This window comes from Rothia sp. ZJ932 (genome assembly GCF_016924835.1).
Lineage (GTDB): Bacteria > Actinomycetota > Actinomycetes > Actinomycetales > Micrococcaceae > Rothia.
In genome coordinates this window covers 2,107,336-2,123,784 of the sequence record NZ_CP070480.1, presented here as the reverse complement: position 1 = coordinate 2,123,784, position 16,449 = coordinate 2,107,336, and the positions used below count along the sequence as shown (strand labels likewise).

Sequence of the window (16,449 nt, the reverse complement as noted above, 5' to 3'; positions counted from 1 at the left end):
TCGTCTTGGGGCAACCTGATATGTGGTGAAGGAGCGGTAGGGTTGCTGCTAAGCCTCAATCATAACGTTGCAGGTGAAATAATTGTGACATAAATTTCTAGAGCGCGCTAGTGAATGCAATATAAAATTCCTGAACTTTTAAGAACAATTACTGCGTCAGTACCTGTGCATCCTATTTTGGTCGTTACACCGCCACGAGATAGGCGGATCCAGCCAACGTAATCCCAACGATTAGCCATTCAAACACTTTCTGTTTAATGGCAGAAGCCCCTGCCCATCCCACCAAGCCCCCTGCTAAAACAGCAGGAAGCAAGAAGGCATCAACAAGAAGAACTTGTGTGTCTATTAGACCTAGACCCATTGAAAAAGGGAGCTTCAGAAGATTCATGACCGCAAAAAACCAAGCAGTTGTTCCCAGAAAAGCTTTAACCTCAAACCGTTGAGCTAAAAAATACATGCTCATAACCGGTCCGCCAGAGTTCGCAATCATTGTAGAGAAACCTCCCAAACTGCCGTACGCGAAGATGAATTTTTGGTTTGACGTGTGGGGTGCCTTTCGAGAGCGACCAAGGGTGACTCTTTGCCAGATTGTCAGCGCCATCAAGAACAACAGTAGCCACCCAACGCCTCGACGAACGGTGGTGTCTTGGGAAAAATTCAAAAAAGCAGCACCCAAAATCAGCCCTATAAGAACTGAAGGAATCATTCTTATGAGGGTAGGCCAATGCGCACTGTGTTGGTATATGAGCAGTGCCATGACATCGCCCAACATGAGTAGTAGCAAAAGTGCGCCTGTGGATGCCTTGGCAGGCATAGTAGTGGCGAATATAGCAACAGAAATGGTGTTCACTCCTGGCAATAGAGTCTTTGAAAGACCCACCAAAAAAGCAGCAAGTGCTAGTAGAAGCCAAGAATATATGGGGTAAAGCTGGAAAATTTCTATCATGGTTTTGTCCCCACAGAAATAAGGAACACGCCCCAATTTATAGTTGTAAAAACCGGTTGGGGCGTGCTCTGAAAAGTGGATTTAATGCCTTACTGGTCGGCGGTGAAAGGTAGGCGCGGATCGATTTGCTGACCTTCCCAAACCTGTCGAACCCAGCCGTGGTGTGGATCATCGCTAATAAGCCATTCGCGGACGGGACCCGGGCCTGCCATTACGTTGAGATAGTAAAGATCATAGCCAGGTGCTGCCATAGCTGGTCCGTGCCAACCATAAGGTACTAGCACAACGTCACCAGTGCGTACCTCCTCGTTAACGTCGATAGGTCGGGCATCTGATGCATATACACGCTGGTAACCGATGGCATCCTTTGCCTCTGCTGGTGCGCCTGGAGTTGCACGGGTTTCAAAATAGTAAATTTCCTCGAGGGCCGTCTCCTCGCCCTCTCGTTCCTCATCATGTTTATGGGGAGGGTAAGAAGACCAGTTTCCACCGGGTGTGATGACTTCGCATACGATGAGGCGGTCAGCTTCGAGGCTCGCAGGCGTACCAAAATTATGAACCTGCCGAGAACTTGTGCCTGCCCCGCGAAGTTCCACGGGAACTTCCTCTTTCTTGAGGTGACGCACGGGATATTCAGCCTTTGCAGGGCCGGTTGCGATTGCTACGCGAACCCCTTCTTTGCCGCGCAATTCAACAGCAGCATTGATACCGGTATAAAGAACATCTGCAGGACCATGGAAAACGTCCGAGCGTCCTGAAAGCTCGTATACTTGCCCCTTTACACTCACGGTGACATCACCAGTAAGCGGAACAATGATACGCTCTTCTGTCGTTGCCTCAAGCGAAAGGGGCTGGTTAGTGAAAGTCGCTGTTTTGATGCCGGTGTGCTTCCATCCTTCAACGGAGGTTGATGAATCATAGGTGCCTAGCGAAAGGTCCCAAGGACCATCAGCTGCTGAACCTGCGGGAAAAAACCAGTTGGTCATGACTTAACTCCATTCTGATAAAAAGGGAAACGACGGGATTTACTGAGAAAGTGTCATCTCAAAGGTGTAAAGATCAGCTCTGTACACATGTGAGCCTGTTTCAACTCTGGTGCCAACATCATTAAGTGTGGTGCGATGCATAGTGACCAGCGCAGCGTCCGTGGAAACACCCAAAAAACCTGCTTCGTCAACCGTGGCATTCTTTGCCCCTACTTTCTGGTGTCCTACGCTAAAGGTCACTCCTAGAGAGCGCATAGTTTCGTAAAGACCCTTTTGCTCAAGGAAGGACGGCTTGAGATCACCAATATTTGTGGGAACCCAGTTTTCCATTACGGCTAATGGAGTTCCATTTTCATAGCGGAGACGACGTATGTGGTAAACCGTGGATTTCGACTCAAGGGTTAGTTCTTGTCCAATCTCAGCGGGTGGAATGATGGTTTCAAAAGTTAGGATCTTGGTGCTCACTTTGATACCGCTACGAACTAGATCATCGTAAAGTGAACTTAGCGTCAGTGAACGACGAATTTCGTTCGATACAACTTGTGTACCGACTCCTCTTTTGCGTACTAGCAAACCTGCGCGTACCAACTCGTCCATTGCCTTGCGCACGGTTGGTCGTGATAAATGCAAATTCTTTGCAATGTCTAGTTCGTTGGGCAGCATCGAACCAGAGGTGAGAGCTCCATTGGATATCGCGCTGCGAATGCCTTCTACCAATTGGTGGTAAAGCGGTATTGGAGAGTTCTTATCGATGTTTATAGATGATACTGGTTCGGTCACTGTTCACCTGAGGGGTAAGTTGTATGTTATTTTGTGAGGACAATATAACTTTACATCCTCGGCGTCAACATTCACTAGAAGAAACCTGCCAACAGGTACGCTCTCACCGAGAACGTTTTCAACAGCTCGATTTCGCTGGGTGTTGCCACCATCTGGTTTGTGCGCGCTCAAGTGCCAGAAACAGCAGGACGCTCCTTGGAAGATATTGTTTCGATCTAGAAGGTGCGCCGTAATTTTTTGCAATAAGTTGGCTGTTTATCTGAAAGCCTATAGCGTGGAGAGTACACACAGACTTCTGACCGAAAGCCTCTCTTTTATGCGCCTTTCTGCTTTCACTGCCCTCACTGTGGCAACTACTTTTCTTCTGGCTGCCTGCGGTGGTGAACAGACCGCGTCATCACCTTCGGAAGGGGCGCATCAGTCGGCATCTCAGCTCGCTGAACAGACGAGTGCTTCAGCAACTCCCAGCCCCACCCCCACGCCCGAAGAGCTGCCCGGCGGCGGACAAAAAGTCTTCGACGGCAAACGGTACATCGCCCTCTACGGTGCGCCTGGACGTCCCTCCCTCGGTGTTTTAGGTGAGCAGGACGCTCCCGCCTCAGTAGCACGCGTTCAAGAGCTGGTTGACCAGTACCAGCCCCACGCCACCGAAACGGTAGTGCCCGCCTTCGAAGTTATCGTGACCACAGCGTCAAGCGCTCCCGGTGTAGATGGCGACTACTCAGATGCTGCGCTCATTGAAGATATTGAACCGCTCATCAAAGAAGCCTACGAGAACGATGTTTACGTGGTCATCGATTTTCAACCCGGTCACAGCGATTTCTTGAGTCAGGTGCGTTTGTATGAAGATTTGCTCAAATACCCCAATGTGGGTGTTGGGCTTGACCCCGAGTGGCGGTTAGCACCTGGGCAAGTGCATCTTCAGCAGATTGGTTCTGTGACCGCCGCCGAAATCAATGACACCCTGGACTACTTGGCTGACTTCACCCGAAAGAATGACCTACCTCAGAAGATGGTGGTGCTGCACCAGTTCACACACACCATGATTAGTAACCGCGAAACCATTACGGTTACCCACCCCGAGTTGGCACTGACCCTACACGCTGATGGTCACGGCTCACCGGAACTCAAGGTAGATACCTATAACTCCCTGCTGACCGGGTTAAATAAAGAAATCTACCCCTCGTGGAAGAACTTCTACGACGAAGACACCCCCACCATGACCCCGGCACAAACCTACGAACTCGACCCCAAACCCTGGGTGGTCACCTACCAGTAGGCTTGTCTGTTACACGTGGACGGACGCGTCCGCCCACCTACAGGGCGGGCACCAGTAGGGTTGCCATACGCCGTTTACGCGATGTTCAGGTAACAGCTAAAAAGCAGGGGTATCGTGATACCTAAAGTATGTACGCTGCAAGGAGAGAACGATGCCTCGAATTTTTGCCCACCGCGGACTATCAGCCATTGCCCCCGAAAATACTCTTGCTGCCTTGGGCGGTTGCAGTGATTACAGGGTGAGCTGGTTCGAAACTGACGTTGATATTATCGCCGACGGTACCCCCATCATCATCCATGACAGCTCCTTGCACCGCACCACCAATCGCACCGGTAGCATTTACGATCTGACCGTCGAACAACTGGATGATATTGATGCCGGCAGTTGGTTCTCGCCCGAATTTGCGGGGGAGCCTCTGCCCACCCTTGCCCAGCTGATTCAGGTCATGAACGAGAGCAAACTCAACGGCAATATTGAAATTAAATCGAATGAACAGGGTGCAGAGCGCACCTTCCAACTCATCGACGCGGTGATCGCTGAACTCGACAAGCTCGATGATGAACGTAAAGTGCTGATTTCTAGTTTCAACCTGCTACTGCTCGCCGAACTCAAACGACGCGCACCTCACTACCGTACCGCAGCTCTCTTCACCGCAGATGCCCTAGGCCACGACTGGCTCTCGCTCATGCAACTGTGCGGTGCTGAAACCATCCACATCGAGGATCGCAACCTCACCCAGCCCATGGTTGCCCTCGCCCAAAAAGCCGGCTTTGAAGTTAACGTCTACACGGTGAACTCCCGCGCTCGTGCTAACCAGCTATTCAACTGGGGCGCGGACGGCATCATCACCGACTACGCCCACGAGATGATACATCTGGAAAACCGCTAAAACCCCTAAAAGAAGGCACTACCCCATTTGCTGAGACTAGACTTGATGCTCAAAAGCCCATGAAAAATCAACCCTAGCGGTCGGGGTGCCTAATTTTTTCTTGCTTAAAAGCAGGGTCAGGGTGACAGGTCACCTGATACTTCGATGCGCCTAACTGGTTAATTTTCTTCACGTACCCCTGTGTCTCAGGGTAGGGGGGAATACCCATAAACTCCTCGACAGCACCGGGGCCCGCGTTATAACCGGCGAGCATCAGATCTTGAAGCTCCTGCTCGTTATCAGCCAGCGGCTCAAGGCGATCACGCAGATACGCCAAATAGTGACCCTGTGTACGAATAGCGTCCTCGGGGTCACGAATATCACCGTCCTGCCCCCAAATCTCCCAGGTATCGGGGGTGAACTGCGCTAAACCCTGGGCGCCAGCAGGGGAGGCGGCACCCACCCGCCAGCGGCTCTCAGTCTCTAACTGGGCAGCCAAAATACCCGTGCGCACCCCAGACTCAGTAGATGCCGCCCGCAAATTGTCATGCACCTCTGTAGGCGCATACGCTAAGTCCGTCATACCACAGTATGAGTTATAGGTAGCAGCCAAACCAGCAACACCTGTGCCTAGTAGTACCGCGGACGCAATTACCTGCCAGTGCGCCAGCACGCCGGTAAGCACTCTGATAGGGGCACCGTGCGAAGTTTTTTTATCAGTAGCCATCGCATCTAGCTTAGTAGTTTCTCACGAAAATGTTTAAGCAAGCAGAGTTACCGCTTACTCACACTTTCGGGATTACTCCCCCGGCACCACCCCGCTAAGGGCACGAGGGCGGCACACCACTTCAAAAAACTACTGACCGACCTCAATAACACCGCGCGCACCGCGCTCCATCTCGGCGAAATCATGGTTGACGAAAGTGTAGCTACCCGCTTCTAAAAACTCCATCTCAACGAAACCACCCTGTGCAGCCGCCAGATTAATCGCCTGGGCGTGCCCGTCGGTGCTACCCAAAGCGTCCTCGCCCTGCTTCAGCAGATAGGCCCCCTCTTTATACACGGTATCGAACTGGCTACCCACCACATGAAAACTCATGCCCTTCGAGGGACCAGCAGCAAGCACCCAGATGCGTACGCGCTCGCCCACCTTAGCCTGCAATGGGTCGTACACGTACTGGTTGGCGTAACCGTTGAAGGTAGTCAGTGAAGGCACCCCAGCGGCAACAGCTTCGGGGAGCACCGCCGCGATCGTGCTACCGTTATCGGTGGTTTTGTCGGTATCGGTCAGGTAGGTATCGCTTTGCACCAGTACATATTCGCGGTCAACGGGTTCAAGGTTCTCGGGCTCGACAATGACAGCCCCGTACATGCCCGCAGCAATATGGGTGCTCATCGGCGCGGTAGAGCAGTGATACAGCCACACACCTGCACCGCGAGCCTCAAACCGGTAGACCAGAGACTCACCCGGCGCAATGGTACGCATGGGCTCATCGGGGCTCACCATACCCGCGTGAAAATCAATGGAGTGACCCATCGTGCCGTTATTGACCAGGGTAATCTCAAAAATATCGCCCACTTTTCCGCGCAAGGGTTCACCCATAATCTCCCCGCCGAAGGTCCACGCCTGCATCTCTAGACCGGGTGCGACGGGGCGGTTGAGCTCTTCTACCTCAAGGGTACGGCGGTGTACCGTGGTACCCTTGGTAGCTGCGTCTTCGGGGAGCGGTTCAAGAACGGCACTGCGGGCTTCAAAACCCTCGGGCGCTTTTGCCAGGTCAAGATCAGCGGTGGTTAAAAGAGCGGACGCACCCTGCCCACCGACATGCGCGGAGTGGCCAGCATCTGCTGGCTCACCGCCTATCACGTTGACATCAAAAACCATACCCATCGCTTGATGCCCCACAACGGAACACCAGCCCTCTAAGGACTGACCGACCACACCGGCATCGAGGGTTTTTGTGGCACCGGGATCAATGCGCCCGGTGCTGGTGCCGTTAGCAAGCACCAAATCGTGTACATTGCCAGCATCGGTATTGGTGACCTCAAGAACCAGGCGGTTACCGGCAGGAACCTCAACGGCAGCCGGCTCAAAGCGCATATCAGCGGTAGCCTCCACCTGCACAGTGGTTGTCTCACCTGTGGGCGTAACGCTTGAGACGCTCTCAACACCGCGCGAGAACACGGTGGGGTTAGCGAGCAACCCCGCCACCAGCGCCAACGCAACCGCACCGGCACCGATTGCGGCACCGCGTCCGTGACGGGCAGGGGAGGGGCTCAACGCCTGCGGATCAGGCTTGGGAGCCTCACCGCGAGAACGCGCCAAGATCATCTCTTTGCGCTTGGCAACAGAGCGACGCACCCCGCGAATCATCAGGGGCATAAAAGCAAACAGGGTAAAAGCACCCAACAAGGACATTGTGGTTCGCACCCACGAACCCGTGACATCTGCCGGGAGCACGAACACCAACAGACAGAGGTTAACAATGACCACGCGTCCTGCCGCAAAGCGGTTGAACTCCTCATTAGCGGTACGCACCGCTGCGGGACCCCCGCCCATGCGTGCCGGTAGCAGATAAGACATAGCGCCCAGAAGAACCTGCACCAAGAAACCCACCACAAACGCGGGGGTGACCGTTCGCATATTTAGCTCTTCAAAGCTGGTGGTAGCAACCATAGCGGCAGTCCAGATAACACCCACCATAAGCCAGATAAAGCCAGCCGACACCGACATCGTGGCGAACTCAGTTGGCTTCTTAGCGGTGCAGGTACGCACCATCAGGTAGCCAATAACCCCCAACGCCAGGCAATACAGCACCAAACCGGCAACAGCGAGCCACTGAGACCCCGCCAAAGCACCGGCAACGGTCACCGCAAGACCGGCGCACATACCGTAAAGCCCACGTAACGAAAGCTGTACCGCATTGGCAACCATCTTGGTGCGCAACATAGTAGGCCAGAGAGTCGTCAAAGTGCCCACTACCGTCAGCCCCACAAAACCCAGAATATTGACTGCCTCGTGGGCAAGCAGAGTGCGCTCATACCAGTCAGAACTCAGTCCCTTTGCTAAGAAAGCGCCCAGCACAGCACCCACTGGCAACAGCCAGCTCGCCGCAATATAGAAATACACCGTAGACGTAAACCGGGCAGGCAGTGCACTTCTAACCTGCTGCAAGAGGGAAAACCCGTGCCATGCCACCACTGCGCCCACGCCTGTTGCACCCACCACCGTCAGCGGGAAAGCCGCTGTGAGCATACCCGCCATCATCACCACAGTAGAAATATTCAGCATATAAATACGGCGAATCTGCACTCCGCGCGCCGAATCAGGCAGACGGTTCTTCAGGAGCGCCTCGGTGAAATGCTGACTCCAAATCAGGATGCTATTAGTCATCAGACCCAGCGTCACCATATGCACCATTAGCCACAGGGCATCAGGTACCCAGCGGTGAACCATGAGCGCCACAAAAAGGGCAATCATCCACAGACTCACCGGCTTCGACGCCTTGCGGTGCCAGGTAGCCCGCCCCGACGCCCTATCTTTTGCCTGCGTCTCAGACACCGGCATGCCCGGCCCATCGGCGGGTTGAGTGCCCGGCGCGCTCAACGTGAGTGGTCGGCGGTTAGGGAGTGGCGCAGGGTTTTCAGGCACAATTTACCTCAACATTTAATTGGTATGAATAATGCAATTATAGGATGTTCACTCTGCCCCACTCAACAAACCTCCACCCGCCGCAGGGGCAGGGGAGCGCGTCCTCTACACTAAAAAGCATGACTCTCGCTGTAATCATGACCATCATTGCCGTCCTGCTAATAGCTGTTGGCATCGTTGGCATTGTGTACCCCATTCTGCCTGGCTCGCTGGCAGTACTCACCGGTATTCTCGCGTGGGGTCTGACCCTGCGCGGTCCTGAAGGATGGGCGGTGGCTATTATCGGCGGGCTGATTATGTTTGCCGGTATGACCGCCCAAGCAGTGCTAACCGGGCGTACCATGAAAAGGCATCAGATACCCAACCGCTCTATTCTCTTCGCCATCGTTGGTGCCGTGGTGGGGATGTTTGTGATTCCGATTGTCGGTCTCTTCATTGGCTTCGCGGTGGGTTTGTACACCAGCGAGTCTGTGCGTCAGGGCGATATGCGCAGAGCAATTCCCGATACCGTAGCAGCCCTCAAATCGATGGGACTGGGCATACTGGTGGAACTCGCCTGCGCCCTGACCGCCGGTAGCGTCTTCATCCTTGGTGCCCTCACCTACTTTCTGACCCCCTAGCTGCCGAGAATACAAAAAAATACAGGTTTCGCGGCATAACATGTCTTAAAATGCGCTCTCGACCACAAGAGGGAGAGGCTCCACTGCCTGCGGTAAACTTGCCAACGTGAAATCTTTGCCAGCACTCGTTCTTTTACTAGCCGTCGCGGTGATCCAAGCGCTAGGAATCTACCGCTACTCCAACGACTCCATTACCATGTGGGGGCAGGTCTTCTTCCCGATCCTATTCGCGCTCGCCGCCGCCTACATCGGGTTCAAAAACCCGGTGCGAGGCACCTTCACCCCGATTCACTACGCGCTGGCGGGTATCGGAGCGGTTCTGCTAGTGCTCACCGGTTTAGGCGTGTACACCGACATGTACTGGTTCTACCCCACTCAGCTCATTTACTACATTGCCTTGGGGTTATTGGTGGTCTCACTGGCCCTCGCCATCGCGTCCGTACCCCAGAGCACCGGGGCGGACGCGCCCGCCCGCACTCCGCGCAGGAACAAGAAGAAAGTACCCCAGGGTACCCGATTAGTTGCTGTTGCTAAGCCTACCCAATCTTCGCAGGGTGCTCACGATACCACTGAGGCACCGCGTTCGTGAGTGGCGTGAGTACAAACCTGTGGGTGACTTCTAGCCAGAAATGGCTATCTTTCGTGGCTTATGCCCTGCTTGCCTGGGTGGTATACCAACACATGTACAAGACACTAACGCTGGATGCCTTCGATTTTTCGGTATACCGCGCTGGCGCGATGACTATTTTTGATAACGAGGGGTTTACCAAGGACCTCTATGTTCCCGATATTGTGCGGTGGAGCGAGGATTTCTGGCTGCCCTTTACCTACCCGCCTTTTGCGGCGATAGCTTTTTGTGCCGCTGGCTGGGGGTGGTTTGCGTGCTGGTGCTGTCTTTCGCGGTGGCGTGGCTACTCGCGACCCTTATCTACGATTACGTGAATGCTCGCGGGTATGAGATTCCCTGCCAGCACTTTATCGGTCGCACCGGAACGATTGCCTTGATGACTGCGGGCATTTTGGTGCTGGGGCCGTGGCGTCGCGGGTTGATGGGGTTGGTACAGATTAACCCGCTGATTATGCTTTTGGTGCTGGTGGACCTTTTACGCCCGGCAAGCCGTATTCCGCGCGGTGTGCTGATTGGTATCGCCGGTGGTATTAAGCTGACCCCGTTGGCTTTTGGTCTGATTTTGTTGATGCGCCGCGATTTTAAGGGCGTTATCACCCTAGGCATTAGCTTCTTTACAACCGTGATGTTGGGTTTCATTCTGATGCCCGCAGAGGCGAAAGAGTTTTGGTTTTCAGCTCTTTCTGATCCTTCGCGCGTGGGTAATATAAACTTCCCTGACAACATCTCGATTCTCGGCTGGCTCATGCACCTGGGGATTCCCGAAGGCGCCCTGCTCAAAATCTTGCAGTACACGCTGACGCTGGCTCTGCTGCTGGGCGTTGCTTATCTTCTGCCGAAGTTGCACTCCCGTCGCATGGTGTTGAGCGAGATTTCCCTGAACGCCTTTTTGATGATGATGATGTCACTGATTTCGTGGTCTCATCACAACATTTGGTTGCCGCTGCTGATGATGACTCTGTGGGTGGACGCGCGCCCCTTCCTCGCTTATTCCCGTACCTGGGTGCGCTGGGTCTTTTACGCCCTGACGGTGGTTGCCGCTGTAGGGCTGGCAATCTCGCCCATGAATATTGCGATCAGGATTCACGGTAGTGACCAGGGGCTTAACGATGCTTCGGCACCCGCGCTGATCGTCTCGTCCGTACCCATTATCTGTCTCTTTGCGGCGGTCATGTTATGGATTCTCACTGCCCTCATTCATCGTCGGCACATCGCAACAAAATAAGGCTGTATACACCAGAGCGCCCCTCATTTCACTGGTCTACCTAGCCGCAATTGTCGTTCTCTTCCCTTCACCTAGCACACGGTCTGTGGGCGGTAGTCTACGACTTCGGCGTCACCGTCAGCGAAAAAGCACGCTCATGGGGCATTCTCATTGCCGGTGTGTACGCCCTGATTGTCATGCTGGGGCAACATCAGCATCCCCATCGCCGTACTCACCGGAATCCTAAAGTAGGGAAAGTTCATCATGGTAGACATTAAAAATACCCACGGCGATGCGATTAGCGGCAAGGTGCCCGAGGGCGACCCCAGCCCCGCTTGGGAACACCACCGCGACGACTGTGAGATGGTAGCGAGCGTCCCGTCACTGGAGAGGCACTCGTTTTGCTAGGGTGAAAGGTATGAGTTCAAACCCTGACCACGTGCCCTGGGCACAAGATTCCGCAGCTACTAACGGCGCTGCCGCCCAGCCGCCCGGAGCTCCACCAACAACCGGTAACTATGGAGTACCCGCCGCGGTCGTTCCCGGAGCGAACGCGCCCTACACCCCAGTGGGGTATAACGGGCAGCTACCGCCCAATGCACCTCACCCTGGGCAATACCCCGCCTTTGCGCGTCCCTACAATCCCGGGCCTTTGCCCCACCACCGCCTCGCTTTTGCTGACCCCAAAAATGCTTGGTGGAAACCGCTAGTGGAAGGCGCTATCGGACTGGGAATCTTTCTGGCTCTTCAGACCCTGCTGACCGTTCCCCTTGTCGCGGCGATGTTCATGGTGCCGGATTTCCCCAGTCTTTTCTCAGAGACCGACCCGTCTAAAGCGATGGAAGCCTTCACCACCGCAGCCTTTGAAAACCCCTGGGTGTTCGCCTACTTGTTTGCTTCCATTGCGGTGATGTTCCCGTCAATGTGGCTGGCTCGTCTCATCATAGGCCCGAAACCGTGGGGGCTGGTTCATTCGGTTGCTGGACGCCTGCGGTGGGGATGGATGCTGCTGTGCGGTGGTATTGCTGCCCTCATCTTTTTGCTGGTTCCGCTTGCTATCACCCCTTTCATGGGTGGAGCTGAAGCTACTGAGCCTTGGCGGGAGCAGGCAAGCCCCCTGTGGATCTATCTGGTGCTGCTGATTACCCTGGTGCCCATTCAGTGCTACGCCGAAGAGCTTATTTTCCGCGGGTACCTGATGCAAACCATCGGCCGTTGGCTCAAGCATCCAGCATGGGCAATTATTCTGCCTGCGCCCCTATTCATGCTCGGTCACGGCTATGATCTCTGGGGTCAGCTCTCTGTGCTGTGTATGGGGCTCACCGCTGGGTTCTTAGTCTGGTACACCGGCGGACTAGAAGCCGCTATCGCCCTGCACGTTATCAACAACGTTCTGGCGATGTTCTCAGGACTCATGGGCACAGTTGATCCCTTCGCCAACGCAGGTTCTACTCCCGCAGATTTCTTTACCGTGTTCGCTATGGAACTTATCTTTGCCGGTGCGGTGGTGTTTGCCGCCCGCAAACGCAAGATCCAGCGCGTCCGCCCGGCAGCAGATCAGCAGCCGGTTATTGGATCATAAACGATGTGAAAGCGCCCATCTGAAATGTTCAGATGGGCGCTTTTGAATCCAGTTGCACAGCTGTTGGCATCACGGGGCGAGGACGCAAGCGGTCAATCGCGAACACCCACCAGCCGGATGATGGGCTGGGCGGAGGATTAAAACGCGGGCTCATAATACTCATTCCAGCAGCGGGATGCTTACCTTCAATCTTATGCACGGCACACACCTCTTTGAATCTTTCACCCGGTGTATTTCGCCGACGAACTCTTCTCGGCAGTATCTTTGTGACCAACACCTGATAGGTTGCGGGGCGTAAAATGGGGAGCATGACCTTTGATGCAGCTCAGAATATTGATGACCTCGCCAGCTTTGTGCAGGCAGCGCCCACCAGCTTTCACGCGGCAGCAGAAGCCGCGCGTCGCCTGAACACAGCGGGTTTTACAGCCCTTAATGAAGAGGATGCGTGGGCATTTGACGTTGCCACCGGCAAGCACTACGTGGTGCGTGACGGCGCCATCATCGCCTGGGCAGGCGCGCCCACTGCCGCAAAAGCCTCCGGCTATCGCATCTTGGGGGCACACACTGACTCGCCTTCTTTCAAGCTCAAACCCCAATCCTCGGTGCGTTCCTTCACCTGGAACCAAGTGGGCGTAGAAGTCTATGGCGGCCCGCTGCTAAACTCGTGGCTCGACCGCGAGCTCTGCATCGCCGGGCGACTCGTCACCGCCATCGACGGCACCCTTACCTCACATCTGGTGAAAACCGCGCCGGTCGCTCGCATACCGCAGCTTGCAATCCACCTCGACCGCGACGCCAACAACGGTCTCAAACTCGATAAACAGGGCAACATCTACCCCGTCTGGGGCGCGGGGGACTCCACCGGCGACGTCCTAGGCTACCTTGCTTCACACACCGAAAACGGCGCTATCGACCCCGAAAAAATCGTCGGCTACGACCTGCTACTAGCAGACACCCAAGCCCCCCGCGTCTTTGGCGAAAACCAAGAATTCTTCGCATCAGGACGCCTCGACAATCTTTCATCGGTACACGCCGGACTCACCGCTCTCACCCGCTTCACCGCGTCCGACGCCTACGCTAGCGCCCAGCACACTGTCATACTCGCCGCCTTCGACCACGAAGAAATCGGCTCGGAATCCCGATCAGGTGCCGCCGGGTCCTTCCTCGAAGACATCCTGGTACGCCTGAGCGCAGCCCGCGGGGAAAGCACCGAAGAACACCGACGATCCATCGCAGAATCCTTCTGCCTCTCATCGGACGCCGGTCACCTGTTACACCCCAACTACGCAGGTCACCATGACCCGCGCGTCCGCCCCGCACCAGCAGCCGGACCCCTACTAAAAATCAACGCCAACCAGCGCTACGCCACGGACGCGCTCGGTGCAGGAACCTTCGCGCTCGCCTGCCAGAAAGCGGGGGTTCCCTACCAGGAGTTCGTTTCAAACAATAATGTTCCGTGCGGTTCAACCATCGGCCCCATTACCGCAACCCGCCTGGGCATTCGCACCGTGGACGTAGGTCTGGGGCTACTCTCGATGCACTCCGCGCGCGAAATGTGCCACGTGGACGACGTCGCCTACCTAACCCGCGCCATCGAGGGATTCTTTGCGCTGTAGGGGTAGCATCCGTAGGGATGCAAAAAAGTACGGGCTTACGGTGAAAGTACTGTCTTTAGCGCGGGTACTTTCACCGTAGCGGAATACTTTGTGGAGCGGGCTAGACTAGAACAATGCCCGATTCCACCTTGCGCCGCCGCCTGCTGCTGACCGGCCTCACCTGCGCGCTGATTTTCTGTGTAATTACAAGTTTTATCGTGCTCACCAACCACGACAACCTTTTTGACCAGTGGCTGTGGCACCTCGCCATCAGCGAGAGAGCGGACGCGCTCAACCCCCTGGTGGCGCGCTTCACGCAGGCCTTCAACACGGTACCGCAAACAATCTACGCAACCGTTGCCGCTATAGCGCTGAGCCGGGCACACCGGTCTGCAAAGCCCTTTTTCACTATTGCATGTGGCATGGTGGTGGCACCGGGGCTCATGTGGGTCATCAAACGCATTATTGACCGTTTGCGCCCGGCAGAGGAATTCCACCTGGTACCTGAGTATGCTTACTCTTTTCCTTCGGGGCATGCCACCGGTATAACAGCCCTGAGCCTAGGCATCTACCTCGCCGCCTACGCCCTCATGGGTCGTACAGCGCGCGTCCTGACCGGTGTTACTGCGGGCATACTGATACTTGCTGTCGCCGCCAGCCGCATCTACGCAGGAGTACACTGGGGAACCGACGTGCTGGCGGGCATCTTACTGGGAGCTTGCATCACGCTACTGGGGTACGCGGTCTTTCCCGAAGTCATTAGCGGGCGTACACCGGGTACCCTCTGTAAATCACCTAGCTCTTGTACCAGTCGTCAGCCGGTGTAACGGGTAGGACGCGCTTGTGGCGTGAGCGCAGATATTTGGTTTCGAGCGCTTCGGCTGCGGCGGGGTCAATCTGCTTACCTTCGAGGTAGTCATCAATCTGGTCGTAGGTGATGCCGAGCTCGTCCTCGTCAGTGCGCCCAGGGTTTCCGTCAAGCAAATCAGCAGTGGGAGCCTTCACCCAGAGCCGCTCTTTCGCGCCCAGAGTCTTCAGCAGCTGCCGGTTCTGGCGCTTGTTCAAACCAGCGAGGGGCAGCACGTCGGCGCCACCGTCACCGAACTTGGTGAAGAAACCGGTGATGTTCTCAGCTGCGTGGTCGGTACCTACCACCAGCAGGTTCTTTTCACCAGCCAGTGCGTACTGGGCAATCATGCGCGCACGCGCTTTGACATTGCCCTTATTGAAATCACCGATGGTGCGCCCGGTGGCGTCTTCAAAAGCGTCAGCGAAACCGTCCACAGCTTGCCCAATGTTATAAGTAACGGTGGTCTTGGGCATGATGAAATCCAGTGCCGCCTGGGCGTCATCCTCATCAGCTTGCACCTTATAGGGCAAACGAACAGCCACGAAATCAGCGTCAATACCTTCAAAGGCAAGCTCCTCTACCGCGAGCTGGCACAGACGTCCGGTAAGGGTGGAATCAACGCCGCCGCTGATACCCAACACAAACCCCTGTGTGTGGCTCGCCTTGAGGTAATCGCACAAAAACTGCACGCGCTTACGAATCTCTTCGGGGGCATCAATCTCTGGTTTAACGCCCATGTGGGCAACAATCTGCTGTTGAAGTTCGCTCATGCTCACCATCTTAGCGGTGTGAGTCGGGCAATAACACCTTGTTCGGTAGAGCTGACTCTACTCTTTACGCTTTATTCTGGTGAGCTATGTCTTCACCACGTAGGCTGTAAGTATCACAGACGGTACAGAGAAAGAAAAGAGACGATGACCCAGAACCCTTATAACCACAATCCTGAGCAGCCAACTCAGCCGCACCCTGTATACGGGCAGCCCGGTTACTCTCAGCCCGGCTTCGAACATCGGATGCCTCATCAGGGCGGTGCTTTTAACGGTATGCCCGCTGATACTAAGAGCCTCGCCCTCCTGATTCATGTTGGCACCCTCGCCGCCACCTATCTCAGCGGTACTCTTTTGGGCTTCGCTGTGCCGCTGATTTTTTGGTTTATTTACAAAGACAAGCCCGGCTACGGTTACCTTCGCGCAACCGCCGCTGGTGCTTTCAACTTCAGCTTCACCATGTGGATCATCAACATGATCGCTAATATCTCCATCATCGTCACCTTGGGCGTTGCAGCTTTTGTTGTCTGGCCGATCTACCTGGTCACCGGAATCGCTATGCTGGTGATTCATATTCTTGCTGCCATCAAAACCAACAACGGTGAGTTCTACACTTACCCGCTGCAGATGAAGGTACTCAACTAAGCTGCAAAAACCACCAGGACGCGCCCCTGTTCTCGGCGGTGAGAACA

At 55.1% G+C, this 16,449-nt stretch carries 18 protein-coding genes; 11 read left to right on the top strand and 7 right to left on the bottom strand.

Features of this window, described 5'->3' with window-relative positions; all coding sequences use genetic code 11:
- Window positions 1–184: 184 nt before the first annotated feature.
- The 3 genes from JR346_RS09690 to JR346_RS09680 form a co-directional block, all read right to left on the bottom strand.
- On the bottom strand, window positions 185–946 hold the full coding sequence (locus JR346_RS09690; RefSeq protein WP_205482381.1) for a sulfite exporter TauE/SafE family protein: 762 nt from the start codon (window positions 944–946) through the stop codon (window positions 185–187).
- A gap of 89 nt (window positions 947–1,035) precedes the next feature.
- The gene (gene iolB, locus JR346_RS09685; RefSeq protein WP_205482380.1) at window positions 1,036–1,932 is read right to left on the bottom strand and encodes a 5-deoxy-glucuronate isomerase; all 897 of its coding nucleotides are present in this window, start codon (window positions 1,930–1,932) and stop codon (window positions 1,036–1,038) included.
- A gap of 39 nt (window positions 1,933–1,971) precedes the next feature.
- On the bottom strand, window positions 1,972–2,712 hold the full coding sequence (locus JR346_RS09680) for a GntR family transcriptional regulator (protein WP_205482379.1): 741 nt from the start codon (window positions 2,710–2,712) through the stop codon (window positions 1,972–1,974).
- A 316-nt stretch (window positions 2,713–3,028) separates the two neighbouring features.
- On the opposite strand from JR346_RS09680, the gene JR346_RS09675 reads away from it, so the two are divergent.
- Together JR346_RS09675 and JR346_RS09670 are read left to right on the top strand one after the other, a co-directional pair.
- Window positions 3,029–3,991 (top strand): hypothetical protein, encoded by a 963-nt coding sequence (locus tag JR346_RS09675; protein ID WP_205482378.1) that lies wholly within the window; start codon window positions 3,029–3,031, stop codon window positions 3,989–3,991.
- Window positions 3,992–4,142: 151 nt separating this feature from the next.
- Complete coding sequence (locus tag JR346_RS09670) at window positions 4,143–4,880, top strand: glycerophosphoryl diester phosphodiesterase (protein ID WP_205482377.1); 738 nt, start codon at window positions 4,143–4,145, stop codon at window positions 4,878–4,880.
- A gap of 73 nt (window positions 4,881–4,953) precedes the next feature.
- Here JR346_RS09670 and JR346_RS09665 read toward each other — a convergent pair whose 3' ends face one another.
- The gene (locus JR346_RS09665; RefSeq protein ID WP_205482376.1) at window positions 4,954–5,586 is read right to left on the bottom strand and encodes a lytic transglycosylase domain-containing protein; all 633 of its coding nucleotides are present in this window, start codon (window positions 5,584–5,586) and stop codon (window positions 4,954–4,956) included.
- Between the two features lie 129 nt (window positions 5,587–5,715).
- The gene (locus JR346_RS09660; protein ID WP_240333947.1) at window positions 5,716–8,511 is read right to left on the bottom strand and encodes a multicopper oxidase domain-containing protein; all 2,796 of its coding nucleotides are present in this window, start codon (window positions 8,509–8,511) and stop codon (window positions 5,716–5,718) included.
- Between the two features lie 119 nt (window positions 8,512–8,630).
- Here JR346_RS09660 and JR346_RS09655 point away from each other — a divergent pair, with 119 nt between their 5' ends.
- The 6 genes from JR346_RS09655 to JR346_RS09630 all read left to right on the top strand — a co-directional run bounded on the left by JR346_RS09655 (window position 8,631) and on the right by JR346_RS09630 (window position 12,545).
- Window positions 8,631–9,131, top strand: coding sequence for a DUF456 domain-containing protein (locus JR346_RS09655; protein WP_205482375.1), 501 nt, complete (start codon window positions 8,631–8,633; stop codon window positions 9,129–9,131).
- Window positions 9,132–9,237: 106 nt separating this feature from the next.
- Window positions 9,238–9,720 carry a hypothetical protein gene (locus JR346_RS09650; protein WP_205482374.1) on the top strand — a complete coding sequence of 161 codons (483 nt, stop codon included), beginning with the start codon at window positions 9,238–9,240 and terminating at the stop codon, window positions 9,718–9,720.
- A 208-nt stretch (window positions 9,721–9,928) separates the two neighbouring features.
- Window positions 9,929–10,984, top strand: a complete 1,056-nt coding sequence (locus tag JR346_RS09645) for a glycosyltransferase 87 family protein (protein ID WP_370592582.1) — start codon at window positions 9,929–9,931, stop codon at window positions 10,982–10,984.
- 50 nt (window positions 10,985–11,034) lie between these two features.
- Window positions 11,035–11,241, top strand: a complete 207-nt coding sequence (locus JR346_RS09640) for a hypothetical protein (protein ID WP_205482372.1) — start codon at window positions 11,035–11,037, stop codon at window positions 11,239–11,241.
- On the top strand, window positions 11,228–11,371 hold the full coding sequence (locus JR346_RS09635) for a hypothetical protein (protein ID WP_204878090.1): 144 nt from the start codon (window positions 11,228–11,230) through the stop codon (window positions 11,369–11,371). Before JR346_RS09640 ends, JR346_RS09635 begins: the two co-directional genes overlap by 14 nt.
- Before the next feature lie 10 nt (window positions 11,372–11,381).
- Complete coding sequence (locus JR346_RS09630; protein WP_205482371.1) at window positions 11,382–12,545, top strand: CPBP family intramembrane glutamic endopeptidase; 1,164 nt, start codon at window positions 11,382–11,384, stop codon at window positions 12,543–12,545.
- Window positions 12,546–12,573: 28 nt separating this feature from the next.
- Here JR346_RS09630 and JR346_RS09625 read toward each other — a convergent pair whose 3' ends face one another.
- Window positions 12,574–12,744, bottom strand: a complete 171-nt coding sequence (locus JR346_RS09625; RefSeq protein WP_205482370.1) for a hypothetical protein — start codon at window positions 12,742–12,744, stop codon at window positions 12,574–12,576.
- A gap of 109 nt (window positions 12,745–12,853) precedes the next feature.
- On the opposite strand from JR346_RS09625, the gene JR346_RS09620 reads away from it, so the two are divergent.
- Window positions 12,854–14,161 carry a M18 family aminopeptidase gene (locus JR346_RS09620; RefSeq protein ID WP_205482369.1) on the top strand — a complete coding sequence of 436 codons (1,308 nt, stop codon included), beginning with the start codon at window positions 12,854–12,856 and terminating at the stop codon, window positions 14,159–14,161.
- 113 nt (window positions 14,162–14,274) lie between these two features.
- A complete protein-coding gene (locus JR346_RS09615; protein WP_205482368.1) occupies window positions 14,275–14,967 on the top strand; it encodes a phosphatase PAP2 family protein in 693 nt (230 codons plus the stop codon).
- Here the strand turns inward: JR346_RS09615 and nadE are convergent.
- Entirely contained in the window at window positions 14,936–15,760 is an 825-nt protein-coding gene (gene nadE / locus JR346_RS09610) for an ammonia-dependent NAD(+) synthetase (protein ID WP_205482367.1), read from the bottom strand. The two genes, JR346_RS09615 and nadE, sit on opposite strands and share 32 nt — an antisense overlap.
- 144 nt (window positions 15,761–15,904) lie before the next feature.
- Here nadE and JR346_RS09605 point away from each other — a divergent pair, with 144 nt between their 5' ends.
- The gene (locus JR346_RS09605; RefSeq protein WP_205482366.1) at window positions 15,905–16,402 is read left to right on the top strand and encodes a DUF4870 domain-containing protein; all 498 of its coding nucleotides are present in this window, start codon (window positions 15,905–15,907) and stop codon (window positions 16,400–16,402) included.
- Window positions 16,403–16,449: the final 47 nt, after the last annotated feature.